This is a genomic window from Streptomyces ferrugineus, assembly GCF_015160855.1.
In the GTDB taxonomy this organism is placed as follows: domain Bacteria; phylum Actinomycetota; class Actinomycetes; order Streptomycetales; family Streptomycetaceae; genus Streptomyces; species Streptomyces ferrugineus.
The window spans coordinates 7993564-8011121 of the sequence record NZ_CP063373.1 but is presented as its reverse complement, the minus strand read 5'-3'; the positions used below and the strand labels follow the sequence as shown (position 1 = coordinate 8011121).

Annotated in this window: 16 protein-coding genes; 12 read left to right on the top strand and 4 right to left on the bottom strand. The window is 71.1% G+C overall.

Annotated features, from left to right (window positions below):
* Positions 1–88: 88 nt before the first annotated feature.
* On the bottom strand, positions 89–1291 hold the full coding sequence (locus IM697_RS35675; RefSeq protein ID WP_407699566.1) for a PucR family transcriptional regulator: 1203 nt from the start codon (positions 1289–1291) through the stop codon (positions 89–91).
* Positions 1292–1418: 127 nt separating this feature from the next.
* Between IM697_RS35675 and IM697_RS35670 the strand changes: the two genes are divergently transcribed.
* The 3 genes from IM697_RS35670 to IM697_RS35660 all read left to right on the top strand — a co-directional run bounded on the left by IM697_RS35670 (position 1419) and on the right by IM697_RS35660 (position 4919).
* The gene (locus tag IM697_RS35670; protein ID WP_194040234.1) at positions 1419–2345 is read left to right on the top strand and encodes a proline dehydrogenase family protein; all 927 of its coding nucleotides are present in this window, start codon (positions 1419–1421) and stop codon (positions 2343–2345) included.
* A 39-nt stretch (positions 2346–2384) separates the two neighbouring features.
* On the top strand, positions 2385–4016 hold the full coding sequence (gene pruA / locus IM697_RS35665) for an L-glutamate gamma-semialdehyde dehydrogenase (protein WP_194040232.1): 1632 nt from the start codon (positions 2385–2387) through the stop codon (positions 4014–4016).
* A 78-nt stretch (positions 4017–4094) separates the two neighbouring features.
* Complete coding sequence (locus tag IM697_RS35660; protein ID WP_194050018.1) at positions 4095–4919, top strand: alpha/beta fold hydrolase; 825 nt, start codon at positions 4095–4097, stop codon at positions 4917–4919.
* 19 nt (positions 4920–4938) lie between these two features.
* Here the strand turns inward: IM697_RS35660 and IM697_RS35655 are convergent, their stop codons facing one another.
* Positions 4939–5145, bottom strand: coding sequence for a DUF5988 family protein (locus IM697_RS35655; RefSeq protein WP_194040229.1), 207 nt, complete (start codon positions 5143–5145; stop codon positions 4939–4941).
* 161 nt (positions 5146–5306) lie between these two features.
* Between IM697_RS35655 and IM697_RS35650 the strand changes: the two genes are divergently transcribed.
* A complete protein-coding gene (locus IM697_RS35650) occupies positions 5307–5864 on the top strand; it encodes a GNAT family N-acetyltransferase (RefSeq protein ID WP_194040227.1) in 558 nt (185 codons plus the stop codon).
* 259 nt (positions 5865–6123) lie between these two features.
* Positions 6124–6264, top strand: coding sequence for a hypothetical protein (locus tag IM697_RS35645; protein ID WP_194040225.1), 141 nt, complete (start codon positions 6124–6126; stop codon positions 6262–6264).
* An 18-nt stretch (positions 6265–6282) separates the two neighbouring features.
* On the opposite strand, the gene IM697_RS35640 is transcribed toward IM697_RS35645, so the two are convergent.
* Complete coding sequence (locus IM697_RS35640; RefSeq protein WP_194040223.1) at positions 6283–7857, bottom strand: purple acid phosphatase family protein; 1575 nt, start codon at positions 7855–7857, stop codon at positions 6283–6285.
* Positions 7858–7999: 142 nt separating this feature from the next.
* On the opposite strand from IM697_RS35640, the gene IM697_RS35635 reads away from it, so the two are divergent.
* Positions 8000–9043 carry a 3-isopropylmalate dehydrogenase gene (locus tag IM697_RS35635; protein WP_194040221.1) on the top strand — a complete coding sequence of 348 codons (1044 nt, stop codon included), beginning with the start codon at positions 8000–8002 and terminating at the stop codon, positions 9041–9043.
* Between the two features lie 251 nt (positions 9044–9294).
* Entirely contained in the window at positions 9295–10383 is a 1089-nt protein-coding gene (locus IM697_RS35630) for a branched-chain amino acid aminotransferase (protein ID WP_194040219.1), read from the top strand.
* Here IM697_RS35630 and IM697_RS35625 read toward each other — a convergent pair.
* Positions 10380–11834 (bottom strand): cytosine permease, encoded by a 1455-nt coding sequence (locus IM697_RS35625; RefSeq protein WP_194040217.1) that lies wholly within the window; start codon positions 11832–11834, stop codon positions 10380–10382. The two genes, IM697_RS35630 and IM697_RS35625, sit on opposite strands and share 4 nt — an antisense overlap.
* Positions 11835–11979: 145 nt before the next feature.
* On the opposite strand from IM697_RS35625, the gene ureA reads away from it, so the two are divergent.
* The 5 genes from ureA to IM697_RS35600 all read left to right on the top strand — a co-directional run bounded on the left by ureA (position 11980) and on the right by IM697_RS35600 (position 17399).
* Positions 11980–12660 (top strand): urease subunit gamma, encoded by a 681-nt coding sequence (ureA, locus tag IM697_RS35620; RefSeq protein ID WP_194040215.1) that lies wholly within the window; start codon positions 11980–11982, stop codon positions 12658–12660.
* Positions 12657–14336: an urease subunit alpha gene (locus tag IM697_RS35615; protein ID WP_194040213.1), complete on the top strand. Its 1680-nt coding sequence runs from the start codon at positions 12657–12659 to the stop codon at positions 14334–14336. The genes ureA and IM697_RS35615 overlap by 4 nt, the downstream gene beginning before the upstream one ends.
* 18 nt (positions 14337–14354) lie before the next feature.
* Complete coding sequence (locus IM697_RS35610; protein ID WP_194040211.1) at positions 14355–15425, top strand: agmatine deiminase family protein; 1071 nt, start codon at positions 14355–14357, stop codon at positions 15423–15425.
* Positions 15426–15434: 9 nt separating this feature from the next.
* Positions 15435–16034 carry a TetR/AcrR family transcriptional regulator gene (locus IM697_RS35605; protein WP_194040209.1) on the top strand — a complete coding sequence of 200 codons (600 nt, stop codon included), beginning with the start codon at positions 15435–15437 and terminating at the stop codon, positions 16032–16034.
* Positions 16035–16145: 111 nt separating this feature from the next.
* Positions 16146–17399 carry a TolB family protein gene (locus tag IM697_RS35600; RefSeq protein ID WP_194040207.1) on the top strand — a complete coding sequence of 418 codons (1254 nt, stop codon included), beginning with the start codon at positions 16146–16148 and terminating at the stop codon, positions 17397–17399.
* The last annotated feature ends 159 nt before the right edge of the window (positions 17400–17558 follow it).

Sequence of the window (17558 nt, the reverse complement as noted above, 5' to 3'; positions counted from 1 at the left end):
CCGGGTAAAGGTGCGGTCAAGAGAGCGTTTGCAGTGACCGTAGCATGATGACAATCATTTCCAATATTCCGGGTGTCCTGATCGTCGGCTACAGCCGCGCCCCCTTCAACGCCATGTGCAGCAGCAGCCGGTCCTCCCCGTCGTCCAGGTCAAGGCCGGTGAGTTGCTCGACCCGGGAGAGGCGGTAGTACAAGGTCTGGCGGTGGATGCCGAGTGCGGCGGCCGTGCGGCCGGCCTGGCCCGCGCAGTCGAGATAGACCTCGGCGGTGCGGGCGAGTTCGTGGTGGGCGGGGGAGAGGAGCGGGGCGACCGCGGGGTCGTGGACCGTGCCCGGGGCGAGGGAGGTCAGCAGGCGGTACGGGCCGATGCGCGACCACTCGGCCACCGGGCCGAGCCGCGGTTCCGCCAGCGCCGCGCGGGCCGCGGCCGACGCCTCCTGCCAGACGGTGCCCAGCTCGGTGAGGCCGGTGCGCGGTTCGCCGAAACCGGCCGCAACTCGGGCGGGCGGCCCCGCCGCCGGGGTCTCCTTCAGCAGCCGGGACGCCGCCGCCAGCGCCGCCGTGTGCACCTCGGGCGAGCGCAGCCGTACCAGGACCGCGAGGCTCTGGCCCGTCAGCCCCCATGGGATGGTGCACAGCGCGGTCGCGTGCGGCACCGTCCGCACCGACGGGGCGTCGTCGGGGTCGGCCGAGGGCCAGGGGGCCACGCAGAGCACCGTATGGACGCCGTCCGCGCGCGAGCCCAGGGCCGTGCGCAGCTCGGCCACCGCCATGTCGCCCTGCCAGCCCCGCTCCGCGGTCAGCACCGCCCGCAGCTCCCGGCTGAGGTCCGCGCCGTGCTGCGCCTCGTCCGCGAGCAGCGAGCCGATCCTCGCGGTCACCTCCATCGCGGCGGCGAGCTGCCGCTCGGTCGGGCCCGGATCGGTGTCCAGGAGCCAGACGTAACCGCGGACGACACCCCTGTGGCGTACCGGCAGACAGATGCGTCCGCGGTACACCCCGGCCTCCGGAGTGCGCGGGATCCGCACCGGGCCGGTCGCCCGTGTGATGCCGAAGCCCTCGAACCAGGTCCGTACGGCCGCCGTCGAGCGGCGCGTGAGGATCGAGCGGGTGCGCACGGGGTCCAGGGCCGACGCGTCGAGCTCGTCCTCGGTGTCGTAGGCGCCGAAGGCGATCAGCTCGAAGTCCCGGTTCTCCAGTGTCGCGGGGGCGCCCAGGAGCTCCGAGATCTCGTCGACGAGCTCCTGGTAGTCACCCTTGTAATCGGCTGCCACTTGGGCATTCTCCCGCATAACCGCAGGGCCGTCATACATCTGTCTGAGATCTGCGGCACGGATGCGTGACAGCTGTCGATGGCCGACGATCGGAGGGATCCTTAGTTTTCACGGTGGTTCTATCTGCTGTTTGTGGAGGTGCCCCGTGCTGGGTCCCGTGATTCTTGCCGCGTCGCGCAGCGACCGGATGCGACGCCTGATCTCGGCGGCCCCGGTGACCAAGCAGGTCGTCGACCGCTTCATCCCGGGCGAGACGGTCGACGAGATCGTGCCGATCATCCGCGACCTCAGCGACCGGGGCCTGGAGCTGACGATGGACGTCGTCGGCGAGGACATCACCCGACCCGAGCAGGCCGCCGCCGCGCGCGACGCCTACCTGGCGCTCATCGACCGGCTCAAGGAGCTGGAGCTGGGCGACCGGGCCGAGATGTCCGTGAAGCTGTCGATGTTCGGGCAGGCGCTGGAGGGCGGCCATGAACTCGCCCTGGCCAACGTCCGCCCCGTCGTCGAGGCCGCCGCCGCGATCGGCACCACCGTCACCCTCGACGCCGAGGACCACACCACCCTCGACTCGATGTTCGCCATCCACGAGGAGCTGCGGAAGGACTTCCCGCAGACCGGCTGCGTCATCCAGGCCTACCTCTTCCGCACCGAGGCCGACGCCCGCCGCCTCGCCGCGAACGGCAGCCGGGTGCGGCTCGTCAAGGGCGCCTACAAGGAGCCCGCCGAGGTCGCCTACCAGCACAAACACGAGATCGACAAGGCGTACGTCCGGGTCCTGAGGATTCTCATGGAGGGCACCGGGTACCCGATGATCGGCTCCCACGACCCGCGCCTGATCTCCATCGCCCAGGAACTCGCCCGGCGCGCCGGGCGCAAGCTCGACGAGTACGAGTTCCAGATGCTGTACGGGATCAGGAGCGACGAGCACCTCAGGCTGGCCGCTGAGGGCCACCGGATGCGCGTCTACACCGCGTACGGCACCGACTGGTACGGCTATTTCATGCGCCGCCTGGCGGAGAAGCCCGCCAACCTGCGGTTCTTCGCCCGCTCGATGATCAGCAAGGGCTGAGCCCCGATCCACCCGCTCAAGCAAGGAGTTACGGAACCCATGGACGCTGTGACCCAGGTCCCCACCCCCGTCAACGAGCCGGTGCACGGCTACGCCCCCGGCTCGCCCGAGCGCGCCCGGCTGGAGACCAAGCTCAAGGAGCTCGCCGAGAACCCGGTCGACCTGCCGTGCACCATCGGCGGCGAGAAGCGGATGGGCGGCGGCGACCGGTTCGACGTCGTGCAGCCGCACAACCACAAGGCCCGCCTCGGCACCTACGGCAACGCCACCCAGCAGGACGCCCAGGACGCCATCGACGCGGCCCTCGCCGCCGCGCCGGCCTGGCGCGCGATGTCCTTCGACGACCGCGCCGCGATCATCCTGCGCGCCGCCGACCTGCTGTCCGGCCCGTGGCGCGAGACGCTGGCCGCCTCCACCATGCTCGGCCAGTCCAAGACCGCCCAGCAGGCCGAGATCGACACGCCCTGCGAGCTGATCGACTTCTGGCGCTTCAACGTCAAGTACGCCCGTGACCTGCTCGCCGAGCAGCCGGTCGCCAACTCCCCCGGTGTGTGGAACCGCCTCGACCACCGCCCGCTGGAGGGCTTCGTCTACGCGATCACGCCGTTCAACTTCACGGCGATCGCGGGCAACCTGCCCACGGCCCCGGCGCTCATGGGCAACGTCGTCGTCTGGAAGCCGTCCCCGACCCAGACCCACGCCGCCGTGCTGCTGATGCAGCTCCTGGAGGAGGCCGGTCTGCCCAAGGGCGTCATCAACCTCGTCACCGGCGACGGCATCGAGGTCTCCAAGGTGGCTCTCGAGCACCGCGACCTCGCCGGCATCCACTTCACCGGCTCGACCAAGACCTTCCAGTACCTGTGGAAGACGGTCGGCAACAACATCGAGAAGTACCGCTCCTACCCGCGCATCGTCGGCGAGACCGGCGGCAAGGACTTCGTCGTCGCCCACCCGAGCGCCGACAAGGCGGTGCTGAAGACCGCGCTGACCCGCGGTGCCTTCGAGTACCAGGGCCAGAAGTGCTCCGCGACCTCCCGGGCGTACATCCCGGCCTCGATCTGGAACTCCGGCTTCAAGGAGGAGTTCGCCGCCGAGGTCGACTACATCACCATGGGTGACGTCACCGACCTGTCCAACTTCATCGGCGCCGTCATCGACGAGCGTGCCTTCGCCAAGAACAAGGCCGCCATCGACCGCGCCAAGCAGGACGCGTCCTGCACGATCGTCGCGGGCGGCTCCTACGACGACTCGGTCGGCTACTTCGTCCGCCCGACCGTCGTCGAGTGCTCCGACCCGGAGAACGAGGTCTTCACCACCGAGTACTTCGGCCCGTTCCTCGCCGTGCACGTCTACGAGGACGACAAGTACGACGAGATGCTGGAGCAGATGGAGTCGGTGTCCGCCTATGCCCTGACCGGCTCGGTCATCGCGGGCGACCGCGCGGCGGCGAGGTACACCATGGACAAGCTGCGCTACGCGGCCGGCAACTTCTACATCAACGACAAGTCGACCGGCGCCGTCGTCGGCCAGCAGCCCTTCGGCGGCGGCCGGGCCTCCGGCACCAACGACAAGGCCGGCGCCCCGCAGAACCTGATGCGCTGGACCCTGACCCGCTCCATCAAGGAGGCGCTGGTCCCGCCGACCGACTACACCTACCCGCACATGGGCTGACACCCCAACTCGCGGTGAAGGGCCGGGTCCTGAACGGACCCGGCCCTTTCGTGCGTGGACAATGCGGTGATGACGGTGATGACGGTGACGACGGACGACGGCGTACGACTGTGGGCGAGCGCGTCCGGCCGGGGCGAGCCGCTGGTGCTGTGCCACGGCGGGCCCGGGCTGTGGGACATGTTCGAGGACGTGGCCGCGCTGCTCGACGACCTGGCCACGGTGATCCGCTGGGACCAGCGCGGCTGCGGCCGCTCCGAGCGATGCGCGGGGCCCTGGACGACCGAGCGGTTCGTGGCCGACCTGGACGCCGTACGGCGGCACTTCGGGCCGGCGCGCATGGCGCTGCTCGGGCATTCCTGGGGTGCGCAGCTGGCGCTCGCCTACGCGCTGGCGCACCCGGAGCGGGTGAGCACGCTGGTGTACGTGGCCGGAACCGGCATCGACCCCGTCACCGACTGGCACCCGGCCTACGAGGAGCGGCTCCTCGCGCGGCTGGGCGAGGATCCCGAACGGCTCGCCCGCTGGCAGGAGTTGCCCAAGGACGACCCGGAGCGCGCGGTGCTCCAGTGGTCCGCCGAGTTCGAGGACCGCGCGCGGGCGCCGGAGCACGCGGCGCGGATGGCCGACCCGTGGTTCGGCATCAACACCGAGTGCAACACGGCCCTGAACGCCGAGGTCCGACACGGCTGGGGCACCCCCGAGCTGTACGCCGCCTGCCGCGCCCTGGACCTGCCCGTGCTCATCGTCGACGGGGCCGGCGACATCCGGCCACGCTCGGCGGTCGACTCGCTGGAGCGGACGCTGCCGAGGGCGGACCGGGTGACCCTGCCCGACGCCGGGCACCTGCCCTGGGTGGAGGACCCGAAGGGCTTCCGGGAAGCGGTGGCGACCGCGCTCCGGTGAGCCGCCGTGCTCCCTTCCGCTAGCCCGGCATCTCCGTCCGCTCCCACCACTCGTACACGGGGAGCTCGCCCTCGGCGGTGTCCGCCCGGCGCGAGGTCGGCCGGAAGTGCTCGTAGCCGTTGCGCAGCTCGATCTTCACGTCCGGACCGGGAGAGGGCGTGGGCACGATCCGGTCGGGCAGGTCGTCCGGGCCGCCCTCGAGGAACACTTTCGCCGTGTCGTTCATGACCTCACCGTTCCCCTCGTCGTGACTGTCCGTCCCGTGCCGCCCGGAGGATCAGCCGAGTGGGCGATGCACGGGCCGGGCCGCTCCGGCGGCGTCCGTCCATCCTGGCCCCGGTGGCCGGTCCTCGGCACCCGTTCGTCAGCGGTGCCGATACTGGTCGGGTGACCACGACCGCAGCCGCCTTCAGCGTGCGCACCGCACACACCGCGGACCTCACCCCCGCCGAACTGCGCGTGATCCGCGCCCTGTTGGACGAGGCCTTCGACGGCGACTTCTCCGACGAGGACTTCGAGCATGGCCTCGGCGGCCTCCACGCCCTCGTCCACGACACCGCCGGGCGGCTCGTCGGGCACGGGTCGGTGATCATGCGGCGGGTGCGGCACCGGGAGCGGTGGCTGCGGGTCGGGTACGTGGAGGCGGTGGCCGTACGGCCGCACGTGCGCCGCTGCGGGCTCGGCGGGCGGGTGATGGCGGAGCTGGAGCGGGTCGTGGACCGGGCCTACGACGCGGGCATGCTCTCCGCCAGCGACGAGGGGGCCGCGCTGTATGCCGGGCGCGGCTGGCAGGTGTGGTCCGGGCGGGTCTGTGCGCTCGGGCTCGACGGGGTCGTCCGGCTGCCCGACGAGGAGGGCAGCATCTTTGTGCGGACCGCGCTCGCCGGGCCGCTGGACCCCGCGTTCGAGCTGGTCTTCGACTGGCGGGACGGCGATGTGCTGTGACGGGGGCATCGGTAAAAGCGCAGGTCAGTGGCGTGTGACCCACTCCACCGTCTCAGATAGTAGGAAGTCCGAGTAATTGTGGAGACAGACTCGCCGTCCTCCCTTAGTTTTGTAGGAGCCGAACGTCTCGCTCGATCAAGCGAATGGCGGTCGTGAGCCGAGCCCCGTGCAGGCAACCCCTGCGGCACCGCTCCCCGCCCCACCCGGCGTCTCGTAACCCCTGTCTGCACTCCCGGATTGTCGAAGGAGTCGATTTCCCATGGCCGAGACGACCGCCCGCCGTCGAGTCCGTCACATCTCCCGCACGAGCGAGTCCGACCGCAGGAACGCCGCGGCAGCGCTGCAGCGCGCGCTCGACCGCCGGGACAACGGCGGGAGCACCGGCCACCAGGCCGCCTGACCCGCCCCCCAGGACCGCTCAGCCGCGCCGCACCTCGAAGTGGTCGACGCGCTCGCCGTCCGGGGTCAGCGCCGACACCGTCAGCCGGGGCTTCGCGCCGCTCTCCGCCTCCACGGAGAGGAAGGAGAAGCCCCGGTAGCGCACCCGCGACCACTCGACGCTCTCCGCCCGGGTGTCGCGTGACCTGGTCCACGTGAAGGAGTCGACCGACTCCCGACCGGCGAGATGGCCCTCGTAGCTCTCCTCGACGCCCTTCGGGAAGCCGTACAGGTCCTTGCCGCCGCCGCCCGCCGTGACGTACACGATCCCGTCCCGCCTCGGGTCCGTCGTCGCACCGATCGGCACCGGCCTGCCGACCTCGCCGTTCTTGATGGCGTCCGTCCGCTCGTACACATGGTTGTGCCCGTTGATCACCAGGTCGACCTCGTGCCGGGCGAACAGCGGCACCCACTCGGCGCGAATGCCCCCGTCGGAGGCGTGCGTCGACGTCGAGTAGGCACAGTGGTGGAAGTAGACGACGACGAAGTCGACCGAGCCGTCGGCCCGCAGCTCGCCGAGCTTGCGGTCCAGCCACCTGGTCTGCTGCCCCTCCGAGTAGCCGAAGTTGGCGGGGATCTCGTACGACACATCGTTCGCGTCCAGCGCGACCACCCCGACATTGCCGTAGGTGAACGCGTACACCCCCGGCGCCGTGCGCGGGTCGAAGCCGTTGTCCGGGAGCGAGAAGCGGGCGAGCTGGCCGCCGTAGCCGTCCGGCGAGTACCAGGCCTCCATGTCGTGGTTGCCGGTCGTCACCATCCACGGCACCGACTTCGCCACCGACTCCGTCTGCTTGAGGAACTCGTCCCACATGTCCGCCCGGAAGGTGTCGGTGTCCTTGCCCTTGCCGGTCGGGTTCGCGTAGCAGATGTCCCCGGCGTGCAGATGGAAGGCGGGGTCCAGGCGCAGCAGGGCGCGGTCGTTGCCGGCCGCGTGCGTGCCGACGCCCTGGTCGCCGAACGCGGTGAACACGAACCGCTCGGGCGGGGACGCGGGCGCCGTGCGGAAGGAGGCGATCGTGGCCCGGTTCCCCGGGGACGCCGGGTCGAAGCCCTGGTGGCCGACGCCGTAGTAGTACGTCGTGCCCGGCCGCAGACCGTCCAGGGCCGCGTGCAGGTAGTACTGCTCGACCGCCGCGCGCATCCCCGCCAGCTCCGGGGTCTTCAGGTCGCGCAGCTCCGCCTCGGTCCCGCGGTCCAGGTCGTCCGGGCGCAGCCCGATCCGGACGTACGGCTTGTGCACCGCGGTCGGCACCTGCCAGGAGACCCGCATCTGGGTCTTCGGGTCGGCGCCGAAGGCGAGATGGCGGCCGAAGGGTGCGACGGCGGAGCCCGGCACCTCGGTGAGGGTGGACGCGGAGGGCTTCGGCCCACCGGTGTCCGATCCCGACCCCGAACCCGACCCCGAACAGCCCGTGAGCAGCCCGCCCGCCACCGCGCCGGCCGTCACCAGCGTGCGACGCCGGGTCAGTTTCGTACGCAGGTACTCGTGCTGTTCCGCCATGGTCATACGGCGGGCCAGCCGGGGCGGGATGCCGAAGTCAGGGATGTCCATGTCGGAGAAGTTCCCAGCGGACGCCAACACCCGTCACACATACGGGTGAACACCAGTCGACGCACAAGCACCGTCCCCCGTCCGGCCGTCCGCATCGCGGACACCTCATGTCATCCCATGGGACGAGGAGTAGGGTGCCGACATGTCTCGCAGCCTCAATCTCGCAGTGATTCCCGGTGACGGCATCGGGCAGGAAGTCGTGGCCGAAGGCCTCAAGGTCCTCTCCGCCGTCCTCCCGCAGGATGTGAAGCTGGAGACCAGGGAGTACGACTTCGGCGCCCGGCGCTACCACGCCACCGGTGAGACCCTCACCGACGCCGACCTCGACGCCCTGAGGAAGCACGACGCCATCCTGCTGGGTGCGATCGGTGACCCGAGCGTCCCCTCCGGTGTCCTGGAGCGCGGCTTCCTGCTCAAGCTCCGCTTCGCCTTCGACCACCACGTCAACCTGCGGCCGAGCAAGCTGCTGCCGGGTGTGGACACGCCTTTGAAGGGCGAGCCGTCCATCGACTTCGTCGTGGTCCGCGAGGGCACCGAGGGTCCGTACACCGGCAACGGCGGCACCATCCGCAAGGGCACCGAGCACGAGGTCGCCACCGAGGTCTCCGTGAACACGGCCTTCGGTGTCGAGCGTGTCGTCCGCGACGCCTTCGCCCGTGCGCAGGCCCGCCCGCGCAAGAAGCTGGCGCTGATCCACAAGAACAACGTGCTGACCTTCGCGGGTCACCTGTGGACCAACATCTTCGACAAGGTGGCCGAGGAGTACCCCGAGGTCACCACTGAGTACATGCACGTCGACGCCGCGACCATCTATCTGGTCACCCAGCCCGAGCGCTTCGACGTCATCGTCACCGACAACCTCTTCGGCGACATCGTCACCGACCTCGCCGCGGCCGTCTCCGGCGGCATCGGCGTCGCCGCGAGCGGCAACATCAACCCGAGCGGCGACTTCCCGTCGATGTTCGAGCCGGTCCACGGTTCCGCGCCCGACATCGCCGGCCAGGGCAAGGCCGACCCCACCGCCACGGTCCTGTCCGTCGCCCTGCTCCTGCGCCACCTCGGCTACGACGCCGAGGCCGCCCGCATCGACGAGGCCGTCTCCGCCGACCTCGCGGAGCGCACCGGCAAGCCCGCCCGCAGCACGTCGGAGATCGGCGACGCGCTGGCCGTACGAGTAGCCGGCTGACCCCGCGCCGCTCGAACCTCTTCGAAGCCGCCGGGTCGCATCTGCAGCCGGCGGCTTCCCCATGTCCGCCGCCGGGTGACACCATCAGCCCTTGGGTCGCATTCACGCCGTTTCTTCCGTGACCCCCCGCTTGCGATAATCGAACGCGGAGCCGCGGAATGAGGGAATGCTCGGACGTCCTAGCACTGGCCACTGGCAGTACTGGCGTGAGCGCGGCCCGCCACAATCAAACCGGTGAAGGACATCTACTCATGACGACGCCCACGATCGAGCTCAAGCCCTCCGCCAGCCCGCTCTCCGCCGCCGAGCGCGAGGCGATACTGGCCAACCCGGGATTCGGACGCCACTTCACCGACCACATGGTGACGATCAAGTGGACCGAGGGCCGTGGCTGGCACGACGGCGAGCTCGTGCCGTACGCGCCGATCTCCCTCGACCCGGCCACCATGGTCCTGCACTACGCGCAGGAGATCTTCGAGGGCCTGAAGGCCTACCGCCGGCCCGACGGGTCCGTCGCCTCCTTCCGCCCCGAGAAGAACGCGGCCCGCTTCCAGTCCTCGGCCCGCCGGCTCGGCATGCCGGAGCTGCCGGTGGAGACGTTCATCGAGGCCTGCGACGCGCTGGTGCGCCAGGACGAGGCGTGGGTGCCGGCGCACGGCGGCGAGGAGTCCCTCTACCTGCGTCCGTTCATGTTCGCCACCGAGGTCGGCCTGGGCGTGAAGCCGGCCAGCGAGTACCTGTTCATGGTCATCGCCTCCCCGGCCGGCGCCTACTTCCCCGGCGGCGTCAAGCCGGTCTCCATCTGGGTCTCCGAGGACCACGTCCGCGCCGTCCCCGGCGGCATGGGCGACGCCAAGACCGGCGGCAACTACGCCGCGTCCCTGCTCGCCCAGGCCGAGGCCGCCGCCGAGGGCTGCGCCCAGGTCTGCTACCTGGACGCGGTCGAGCGCAAGTGGGTCGAGGAACTCGGCGGTATGAACCTGTACTTCGTGTACGGCGACAAGATCATCACCCCGTCCCTCACCGGCTCCATCCTGGAGGGCGTCACCCGTGACTCCCTCCTCACCGTCGCCCGCGACCTCGGCTACGAGGCCGAGGAGGGCCGCGTCTCCGTGGACCAGTGGCAGCGCGACTCCGAGAACGGCACCCTCACCGAGGTCTTCGCCTGCGGTACGGCCGCCGTCATCACGCCGGTCGGCACGGTCAAGCGGACCGGCGCCCAGTGGCAGCAGGGCCGGGGAGAGCCCGGCGAAGTCACGATGAAGCTCCGCCAGGCCCTCCTCGACATCCAGCGCGGCAAGTCCGAGGACAAGCACGGCTGGATGCACAAGCTGGGCTAATCGGCCTTGACCGGCAGGGCCGTGGCGGACTCGGGGTTCGGGTTCGCCACGGCCCTTTCGCCCGCCGCGGCCCGGTCGCCGACCGTCAGCAGCAGATACAGCAGACCCCCCACCAGCCCCGACAGCAGGAAGCTGCAGTCCACCCCGCCGGTCAGCCCCAGCAGCGGGCCCTCGTACGACGGCAGGGAGACCGCCAGCACGCCAACCGTCGCACCGAGGGCCCAGGACACGGTCGCCGGGACGTTCCAGCCGGCCCGGAACCAGTAGATCCCGCCCCGCGCCCGGCGGTTGAAGACCTGGAGGGCCTCCACGTCGTAGACGCCACGGCAGCGCGCGAAGCCGATCAGGGTGATGACCGCCCACGGGGTGCCGATCGCCGTCAGCAGCAGGACGAAGGACGTCATCGCGTCCTGGGCGCTGGAGGCGTAGTGGCCGACGAAGACGCAGGCGGTCGCGACGACCGCGACGGCGTACGTCGCCCGGGCGCGGGAGGCGCGCGGGAGGATGGCGTCCAGGTCGAGGCCCATGGAGTAGAGCATCAGGCCCGCGTTGCCGACCGAGCCGGCGGAGGCGGCCAGCAGCAGCGGCAGCAGGTACCAGGTGGGGGAGGCGTCGACCAGGGGGCCGGCGTAGTCGAGGGCCGCCCGCGCCGCGTACGAGGTGAACGTGCCGAACAACTGCGGGACCAGCAGGCCCAGGATCAGTCCGAGCCAGGTGGCGTGCAGGACCCGGCGCGAGGAGTGGCGGGCCGGCGAGATGTAGCGGGTGTAGTCGCCGAGCAGGGTGATGAACGCGATCGGGCCGGACAGCCCCGCCGCCACCGCCGCAAGCAGCCACGTCGGCCAGAAGCCGCCCAGGAGATAGCCGCCCGTCTCCGGCAGCGCGTCCGTCGTGAAGTGCGGGGCGTAGGCGAACACGCCGAGGAGCAGCAGGGCCGTCATGCCGATCGCGAGGACGCGGGACAGGGCGAGCAGCACCCGGTAGCCGTACACCGCGCCCACCACGGTCGCCGCGGCCAGCAGCCCGTAGACCACGCCGTGCGACACCCCGCTCGCCGGCAGTCCGAACAGCCGGCCCAGCACGCCCACCATCACATCGCCGCCGATCCACACGGTCAGGGCCGTGTAGCCGAGGGCGAGCAGCAGGCCGACCACCGAGCCGACCAGGCGGCCGCGCACGCCGAACTGGGCGCCGGAGGAGGTGGACAGGTTCGTCGCGGTGCGCAGGGAGATCAGGGCCAGCGGGGCGGTGAGGGCCGTGCCGACCAGGGTGCCCAGCACGATCGAGCTCACCGACGACCACCAGTCCAGGCCGAACGCCGGGGGCAGCCAGCCGAAGACGATCACTCCGAGGCAGAGGTTCGATCCCAGCAGGATCGAGACGAGGTCCCGTGGGCCGCTGGTGCGTTCCTCCTCGGGGATGGTGTCGACTCCGCGCTGTTCCATCGGCATGGCTGGTCTCCTTCGATCGGCCGCCAGAGAGTTTGAGCGGTGTTCAATGTCAGATACTCGCTGCTTTAGGTCAACACTTTCGTTGCGGGAATTTCGTGTTTAGAGTGATGCTCTAATCGTCGGGAGGCAAGGAGGTGCCCGCGTCATGAGACTCACCCCCACGGAACGTGACCGGCTGCTGCTCTTCGGAGCCGCCGAGCTGGCCCGGGCCCGCCGGGCCAGGGGACTGAGGCTGAACGTGCCCGAGGCGACCGCGCTGATCGCGGACACCGTGTGCGAGGCCGCCCGGGACGGCGTCCGTCTCGCCGAGGCCGTCGAGCGGGCACGGTCCGTGCTCGGGCCGGACGACGTGCTGCCGGGCGTCGCGGACGTGGTGACCGAGGTGCATGTCGAGGCCGTGTTCGACGACGGCTCGCGACTCGCGGTGGTGACCGATCCGATCGGGGGCGGACTCGGCCCGCGGGCCCCCGGCGCACTGCTGCCGGGGCCGGAGCACGCCGAGCCGGAGGCGGTCGCGCGGCTGACGGTCGCCAACACCGCCACCGTGCCCGTCTCCGTCACCTCCCACTTCCACTTCTTCGAGGCCAACCCGCGGCTCGACTTCGACCGGGGGGCGGCCTACGGCATGCGCCTCGCCGTGCCCGCCGGGTCCTCCGTGCGGTTCGGGCCGGGGGAGAGCGTCGAGGTCGGGCTCGTACCGATCGGGGGTGAGCGGATCGCGATCGGGTTCGCCGGGCTCGTCGACGGGGCGCTGGACGCGCCGGGGGCGAAGGAAGAGGCCCTGCGCAGGGCCGCCGCCTGCGGATATCTGGGAGCAGACCGATGAGCATCGACCCTTACGCCTACGCCGCCACTCACGGCCCGCGCGCGGGCGACCGGATCCGGCTCGGCGACTCCGGCCTGACCATCCGCGTCGAGTCCGACTCCCAGCGCTACGGCGACGAGTTCCTCGCCGGGTTCGGCAAGACCGCCCGGGACGGACTGCACCTCAAGGCGGCCGCCGTCCGGGAGACCTGTGACGTGGTCATCAGCAACGTCGTCGTGATCGACGCGGCGCTGGGGATCCGCAAGGTCTCCATCGGGATCAGGGAAGGCCGGATCTGCTCGATCGGGCGGGCCGGGAATCCCGACACCCTCGACGGGGTCGACGTCGTGGTCGGGACCGGCACGTCGATCGTGTCCGGCGAGGGGCTCATCGCCACCGCCGGCGCCGTCGACACCCACGTCCATCTGCTGTCGCCGCGGATCATGGAGGCCTCGCTCGCCTCCGGGGTGACCACGATCATCGGGCAGGAGTTCGGGCCCGTGTGGGGCGTCGGGGTCAACTCGCCCTGGGCGCTGCGGCACGCGTTCAACGCCTTCGACGCCTGGCCGGTCAACATCGGCTTCCTCGGGCGTGGTTCGTCGTCCGCACCGGCCCCCCTGGTGGAGGCCCTCGCCGAGGGCGGGGCGAGCGGCTTCAAGGTGCACGAGGACATGGGCGCCCATACCCGAGCCTTGGACACGGCGTTGCGTGTCGCCGAGGAACACGACGTCCAAGTCGCCCTGCACAGCGACGGGTTGAACGAGTGCCTGTCCGTCGAGGACACCCTGCGTGTGCTGGAGGGCCGCACCATCCACGCCTTCCACATCGAGGGCTGCGGCGGCGGACACGTGCCGAACGTGCTGAAGATGGCCGGTGTCCCCAACGTCATCGGCTCCTCCACCAACCCCACCCTGCCCTTCGGCCGGGACGCCGTGGCCGAGCACTACGGCATGATCGTCTCCGTCCACGACCTGAAGACCGACCTGCCCGGCGACGCCGCCATGGCCCGCGACCGCATCCGCGCCGGGACGATGGGCGCCGAGGACGTGCTGCACGACCTGGGCGCGATCGGCATCACCTCGTCCGACGCACAGGGCATGGGCCGGGCCGGCGAGACCGTCCGCCGTACCTTCGCGATGGCCGGGAAGATGAAGGCCGAGTCCGGTGCCCCGGACGACGGCCACGACAACGAGCGCGTCCTGCGCTACATCGCCAAGCTCACCATCAACCCCGCCATCGCCCACGGCCTCGCCCACGAGGTCGGCTCGATCGAGGTCGGCAAGCTCGCCGACATCGTGCTGTGGCGGCCCGAGTACTTCGGCGCCAAGCCGCAGCTCGTGCTCAAGTCCGGGTTCCCGGCGTACGGCGTGGTGGGCGACCCCAATGCCGCCACCGACACCTGCGAACCCCTCGTCCTGGGCCCGCAGTTCGGGGCGTACGGCGCCACACCCGCCGACCTCTCGGTCGCCTTCGTCGCCCAGGCGGCCGTCGACCAGGGAGGCGACACCATGCCGACCCGGCGCCGCAGGGTCGCCGTCCGCGGCACGCGCGGCATCGGGCCCGCCGACCTGCGCCTGAACTCCCGTACCGGAGCGGTCGACGTCGACCAGCACACCGGTCTGGTCACCCTCGACGGAGAGCCGCTGCGCTCCGAGCCCGCCGACTCCGTCTCCCTCAACCGCCTGTACTTCCTGTAAGGACTGTGAGGATCACTCATGTCTGCTGCCGCCGACGGCTTCCGGATGCCCGCCGAGTGGGCCCCGCACGAGCGCACCTGGATGGCCTGGCCCGGCCCCAACACGACCTTCGCCGACCCGGAGGACCTCACGGCCGCCCGGATCGCCTGGGCCTCGGTCGCCCGCGCGGTGCGCCGCTTCGAGCCGGTGACCGTGGTGTGCGGTCCCGGACAGTCGGCCGGGGCCCGCGAGCTGCTCGGCGACGGCGTCGAGACGGTCGAGCGGGCCCTCGACGACGCCTGGATGCGGGACATCGGCCCGACCTTTCTGACCAACGCCACCGGTGAACTCGCCGCCGTCGACTGGACGTTCAACGGCTGGGGCGCCCAGGGCTGGGCCCGCTGGGAGCACGACGCGAAGATCGCCGCGCATGTCTCGGACCTGGCGGGGGCTACGCGGACGTACGCCTCGGAACTGGTGAACGAGGGCGGTGCGATCCATGTGGACGGCGAGGGGACGGTCCTGCTGACGGAGACGGTCCAGCTCGGCCCCGAGCGCAATCCGCACTGGACGCGGGAGGAGGTCGAGGCCGAGATCCACGCCATGCTCGGCACCCGCAAGGCGATCTGGCTGCCGCGCGGCCTGACCGGCGACTATCCTCCCCCACTGCCTGAACGGCGTGGGGGGACCCCCACCGGCTTCGGCACCCTGGGCCATGTCGACATCGTCGCCGCCTTCGCCCGCCCCGGCGTGGTCGTGGCCCATGTGCAGCCGGACCCGACGCACCCGGACCACGAGGTGACCCGGGAGACCGTCGGCCTGCTGAGGTCGCAGACGGACGCCCGCGGCCGCCGCCTGGAGGTCGTCGAGGTGCCCGCCCCGACCGTCCTGGAGGCCGACGGCCACTGGGCCGACTACTCCTACATCAACCACTACCTCTGCAACGGCGGCGTGGTCCTCTGCGGCTTCGACGACCCGCGCGACGAGCTGGCGGCCGGCATCTTCCGGCGGCTGTTCCCGGAGCGGACGGTGACGCTCGTCGACGCCCGTACGATCTTCGCGGGTGGTGGAGGCATTCACTGCGTCACACAGCAGCAGCCGAGGATCTAGGAGCCGCAGATGGCCGGTGGGCGCAGGCAGGCGCCGCCCCGCGACGAGGTGCTCGCCGCCGCCATGGAGATGATCGCCGAGCGCGGACTGGAGAAGCTCACCATGGCGGCGCTCGGCCGTGAGGTCGGGATGAGCAGCGGCCATCTCCTCTACTACTTCCACTCCAAGGACGAGCTGCTGCTGCGGACCCTGGAGTGGAGCGAGGGCCGGCTCGGCGCCGAGCGCGGCCGGCTGCTGACCCGCACCGCCCCCGCCCGCGAGCGGCTCGAGGCGTACGTCGACCTGTACGTCCCCGAAGGCCACCGCGATCCGCACTGGACGCTGTGGCTGGAGGTCTGGAACCGCTCGAAGAACGCCGACGACGACGCCCGCGACCGGCAGGCCGCGATCGAGGGCGCCTGGCACCGCGACCTGGTGGCGCTGCTGGCGGAAGGGGTGTCGAGGGGCGAGTTCCGGCCGGTCGACCCGGACCGTTTCGCCGCCCGGCTGCGGGCGCTGCTCGACGGGTTCTCCATCCATGTGGCGATCGGGCTGCGCGGCACGGACCGGGCGCAAGTCATGCGCCACGTACGGGAGTTCCTGGACGACAGCCTCCTCGCGGACTCCTGAGTCCACGTCCAGGTTGTACGCAATATGTCGGATTGACCCTGTAGCGCGTGGTGCGTTTGCCTCGTGGCCCAGGGAGCAGACGCGACAACAGGGGGAATCGTGTTGAGAACCATGCGCGGGATCTCGGTGGCGGTACTCGCGGGGACGATGATCGCGGCGTCCGCGACAGCGGCCTCCCCGGCCCCGGAACCGGTCACCGAGCGGGTCACGCTGACCGCGGCGGGGGACCAGGGCGACGGCGACTCGTACGGACCGCGGTTCAGCGCCGGCGGCCGGTTCGCGGCCTTCACGTCGTACGCGACCAATCTGGTGCCCGGCGACACCAACGGCTACGCGGACGTCTTCGTGCGCGACCTGCGCAAGGGGACCGTCGAGCGGGTCAGCGTCGCCTCGGACGGCACCCAGGCCGACCATCCGTCCTCGGCGGCCGCCATCAGCGCCGACGGGCGCTACGTCCTGTTCCGTTCCACCGCACGGAACCTGGTCCCCTGGGACCCGCCGCCCACCAACGACGCGGCCGAGGACGTCTACCTGCACGACCGGCGCACCGGCGGCACCGAGCGGATCAGCGTCGCCTTCGACGGGGGCTCCGCCTTCGCGGCCGGCGCCCATATGTCGGCCGACGCCCGCCACATCGTCTTCAACGCCAAGGCCGACCGCATGGAGAGCGGCGCCCGCGACCTCTTCGGGGCCGTGTACGCCTACGACCGGCGCACCGGGAGCACGGAGCGGATCAGCAACGGCGACCGACCGGCCAACCCCGCGCTGCTCGACGACATCAGCGCCGACGGCCGCTATGTGGCGTACACCCAGCTGGTGCCGCGCAGCGGGGACGGCGTGACGTGGGTGCACGACCGCCGCACGGGCACCGAGGAACAGGTCAACGTCAAGGCGGACGGCACCCCCGCCCAGCGGTACGCGATGCCCGTCTCCCTCTCGGCGGACGGCCGGACGGTCGCGTTCAAGTACACCGGCGACGACCTGGTCCCGTCCGACGGCTCCGACCTCTACATCCGCGATCTGCGCGCGAACGCCACCCGGCGGATCGCCCCCGGACCCGACGGTGAGCGCCTGCTCGACTCCCCGCTGCTCAGCCCGGACGGCCGCCATCTGGCCTACGAGGCGCAACCGCGCCAGGCGGACGGGCAGTACGGGCCGGACAACGTGTACCTCCGCGATCTGCGCACCGGCGCGACCCGTCTGATCAGCACGTCCGTCACCGGAGGGCCGGTCACGGACGAGTACGTGACGGTCTACGAGGTGAGCGCGGGCGCCGGCCGCATCGGCCTCGGCAGCCGCTCCGCCCAGCTCGTCCCGGACGACACCAACGGCCACCACGACGGCTTCGTCCACCGACGGCGGTGATCAACGCAGTGCTCGCATCCTGAGACGGACGGTGAGCCCGGGGGCCGTGTGTGCCAGACTGCCCCCGTGCTCTCGTTCGCCATGATTATTGGCAGCAGGCGCGCCGGTCCGCAGTGACCGCCACGTACGACCACGTACGGGCGGACACCGTCGTCCTCG

Coding starts and splice junctions, on each gene's coding strand:
- IM697_RS35625 (WP_194040217.1), bottom strand. CDS start 11,834: ATGCCGATGGAACAGCGCGGAGTCGACACCATCCCCGAGGAGGAACGC.
- IM697_RS35660 (WP_194050018.1), top strand. CDS start 4,095: ATGACGGTGACGACGGACGACGGCGTACGACTGTGGGCGAGCGCGTCC.
- ureA (WP_194040215.1), top strand. CDS start 11,980: ATGAGACTCACCCCCACGGAACGTGACCGGCTGCTGCTCTTCGGAGCC.
- pruA (WP_194040232.1), top strand. CDS start 2,385: ATGGACGCTGTGACCCAGGTCCCCACCCCCGTCAACGAGCCGGTGCAC.
- IM697_RS35640 (WP_194040223.1), bottom strand. CDS start 7,857: ATGGACATCCCTGACTTCGGCATCCCGCCCCGGCTGGCCCGCCGTATG.
- IM697_RS35610 (WP_194040211.1), top strand. CDS start 14,355: ATGTCTGCTGCCGCCGACGGCTTCCGGATGCCCGCCGAGTGGGCCCCG.
- IM697_RS35655 (WP_194040229.1), bottom strand. CDS start 5,145: ATGAACGACACGGCGAAAGTGTTCCTCGAGGGCGGCCCGGACGACCTG.
- IM697_RS35615 (WP_194040213.1), top strand. CDS start 12,657: ATGAGCATCGACCCTTACGCCTACGCCGCCACTCACGGCCCGCGCGCG.
- IM697_RS35605 (WP_194040209.1), top strand. CDS start 15,435: ATGGCCGGTGGGCGCAGGCAGGCGCCGCCCCGCGACGAGGTGCTCGCC.
- IM697_RS35675 (WP_407699566.1), bottom strand. CDS start 1,291: ATGCGGGAGAATGCCCAAGTGGCAGCCGATTACAAGGGTGACTACCAG.
- IM697_RS35630 (WP_194040219.1), top strand. CDS start 9,295: ATGACGACGCCCACGATCGAGCTCAAGCCCTCCGCCAGCCCGCTCTCC.
- IM697_RS35600 (WP_194040207.1), top strand. CDS start 16,146: ATGCGCGGGATCTCGGTGGCGGTACTCGCGGGGACGATGATCGCGGCG.
- IM697_RS35645 (WP_194040225.1), top strand. CDS start 6,124: ATGGCCGAGACGACCGCCCGCCGTCGAGTCCGTCACATCTCCCGCACG.
- IM697_RS35635 (WP_194040221.1), top strand. CDS start 8,000: ATGTCTCGCAGCCTCAATCTCGCAGTGATTCCCGGTGACGGCATCGGG.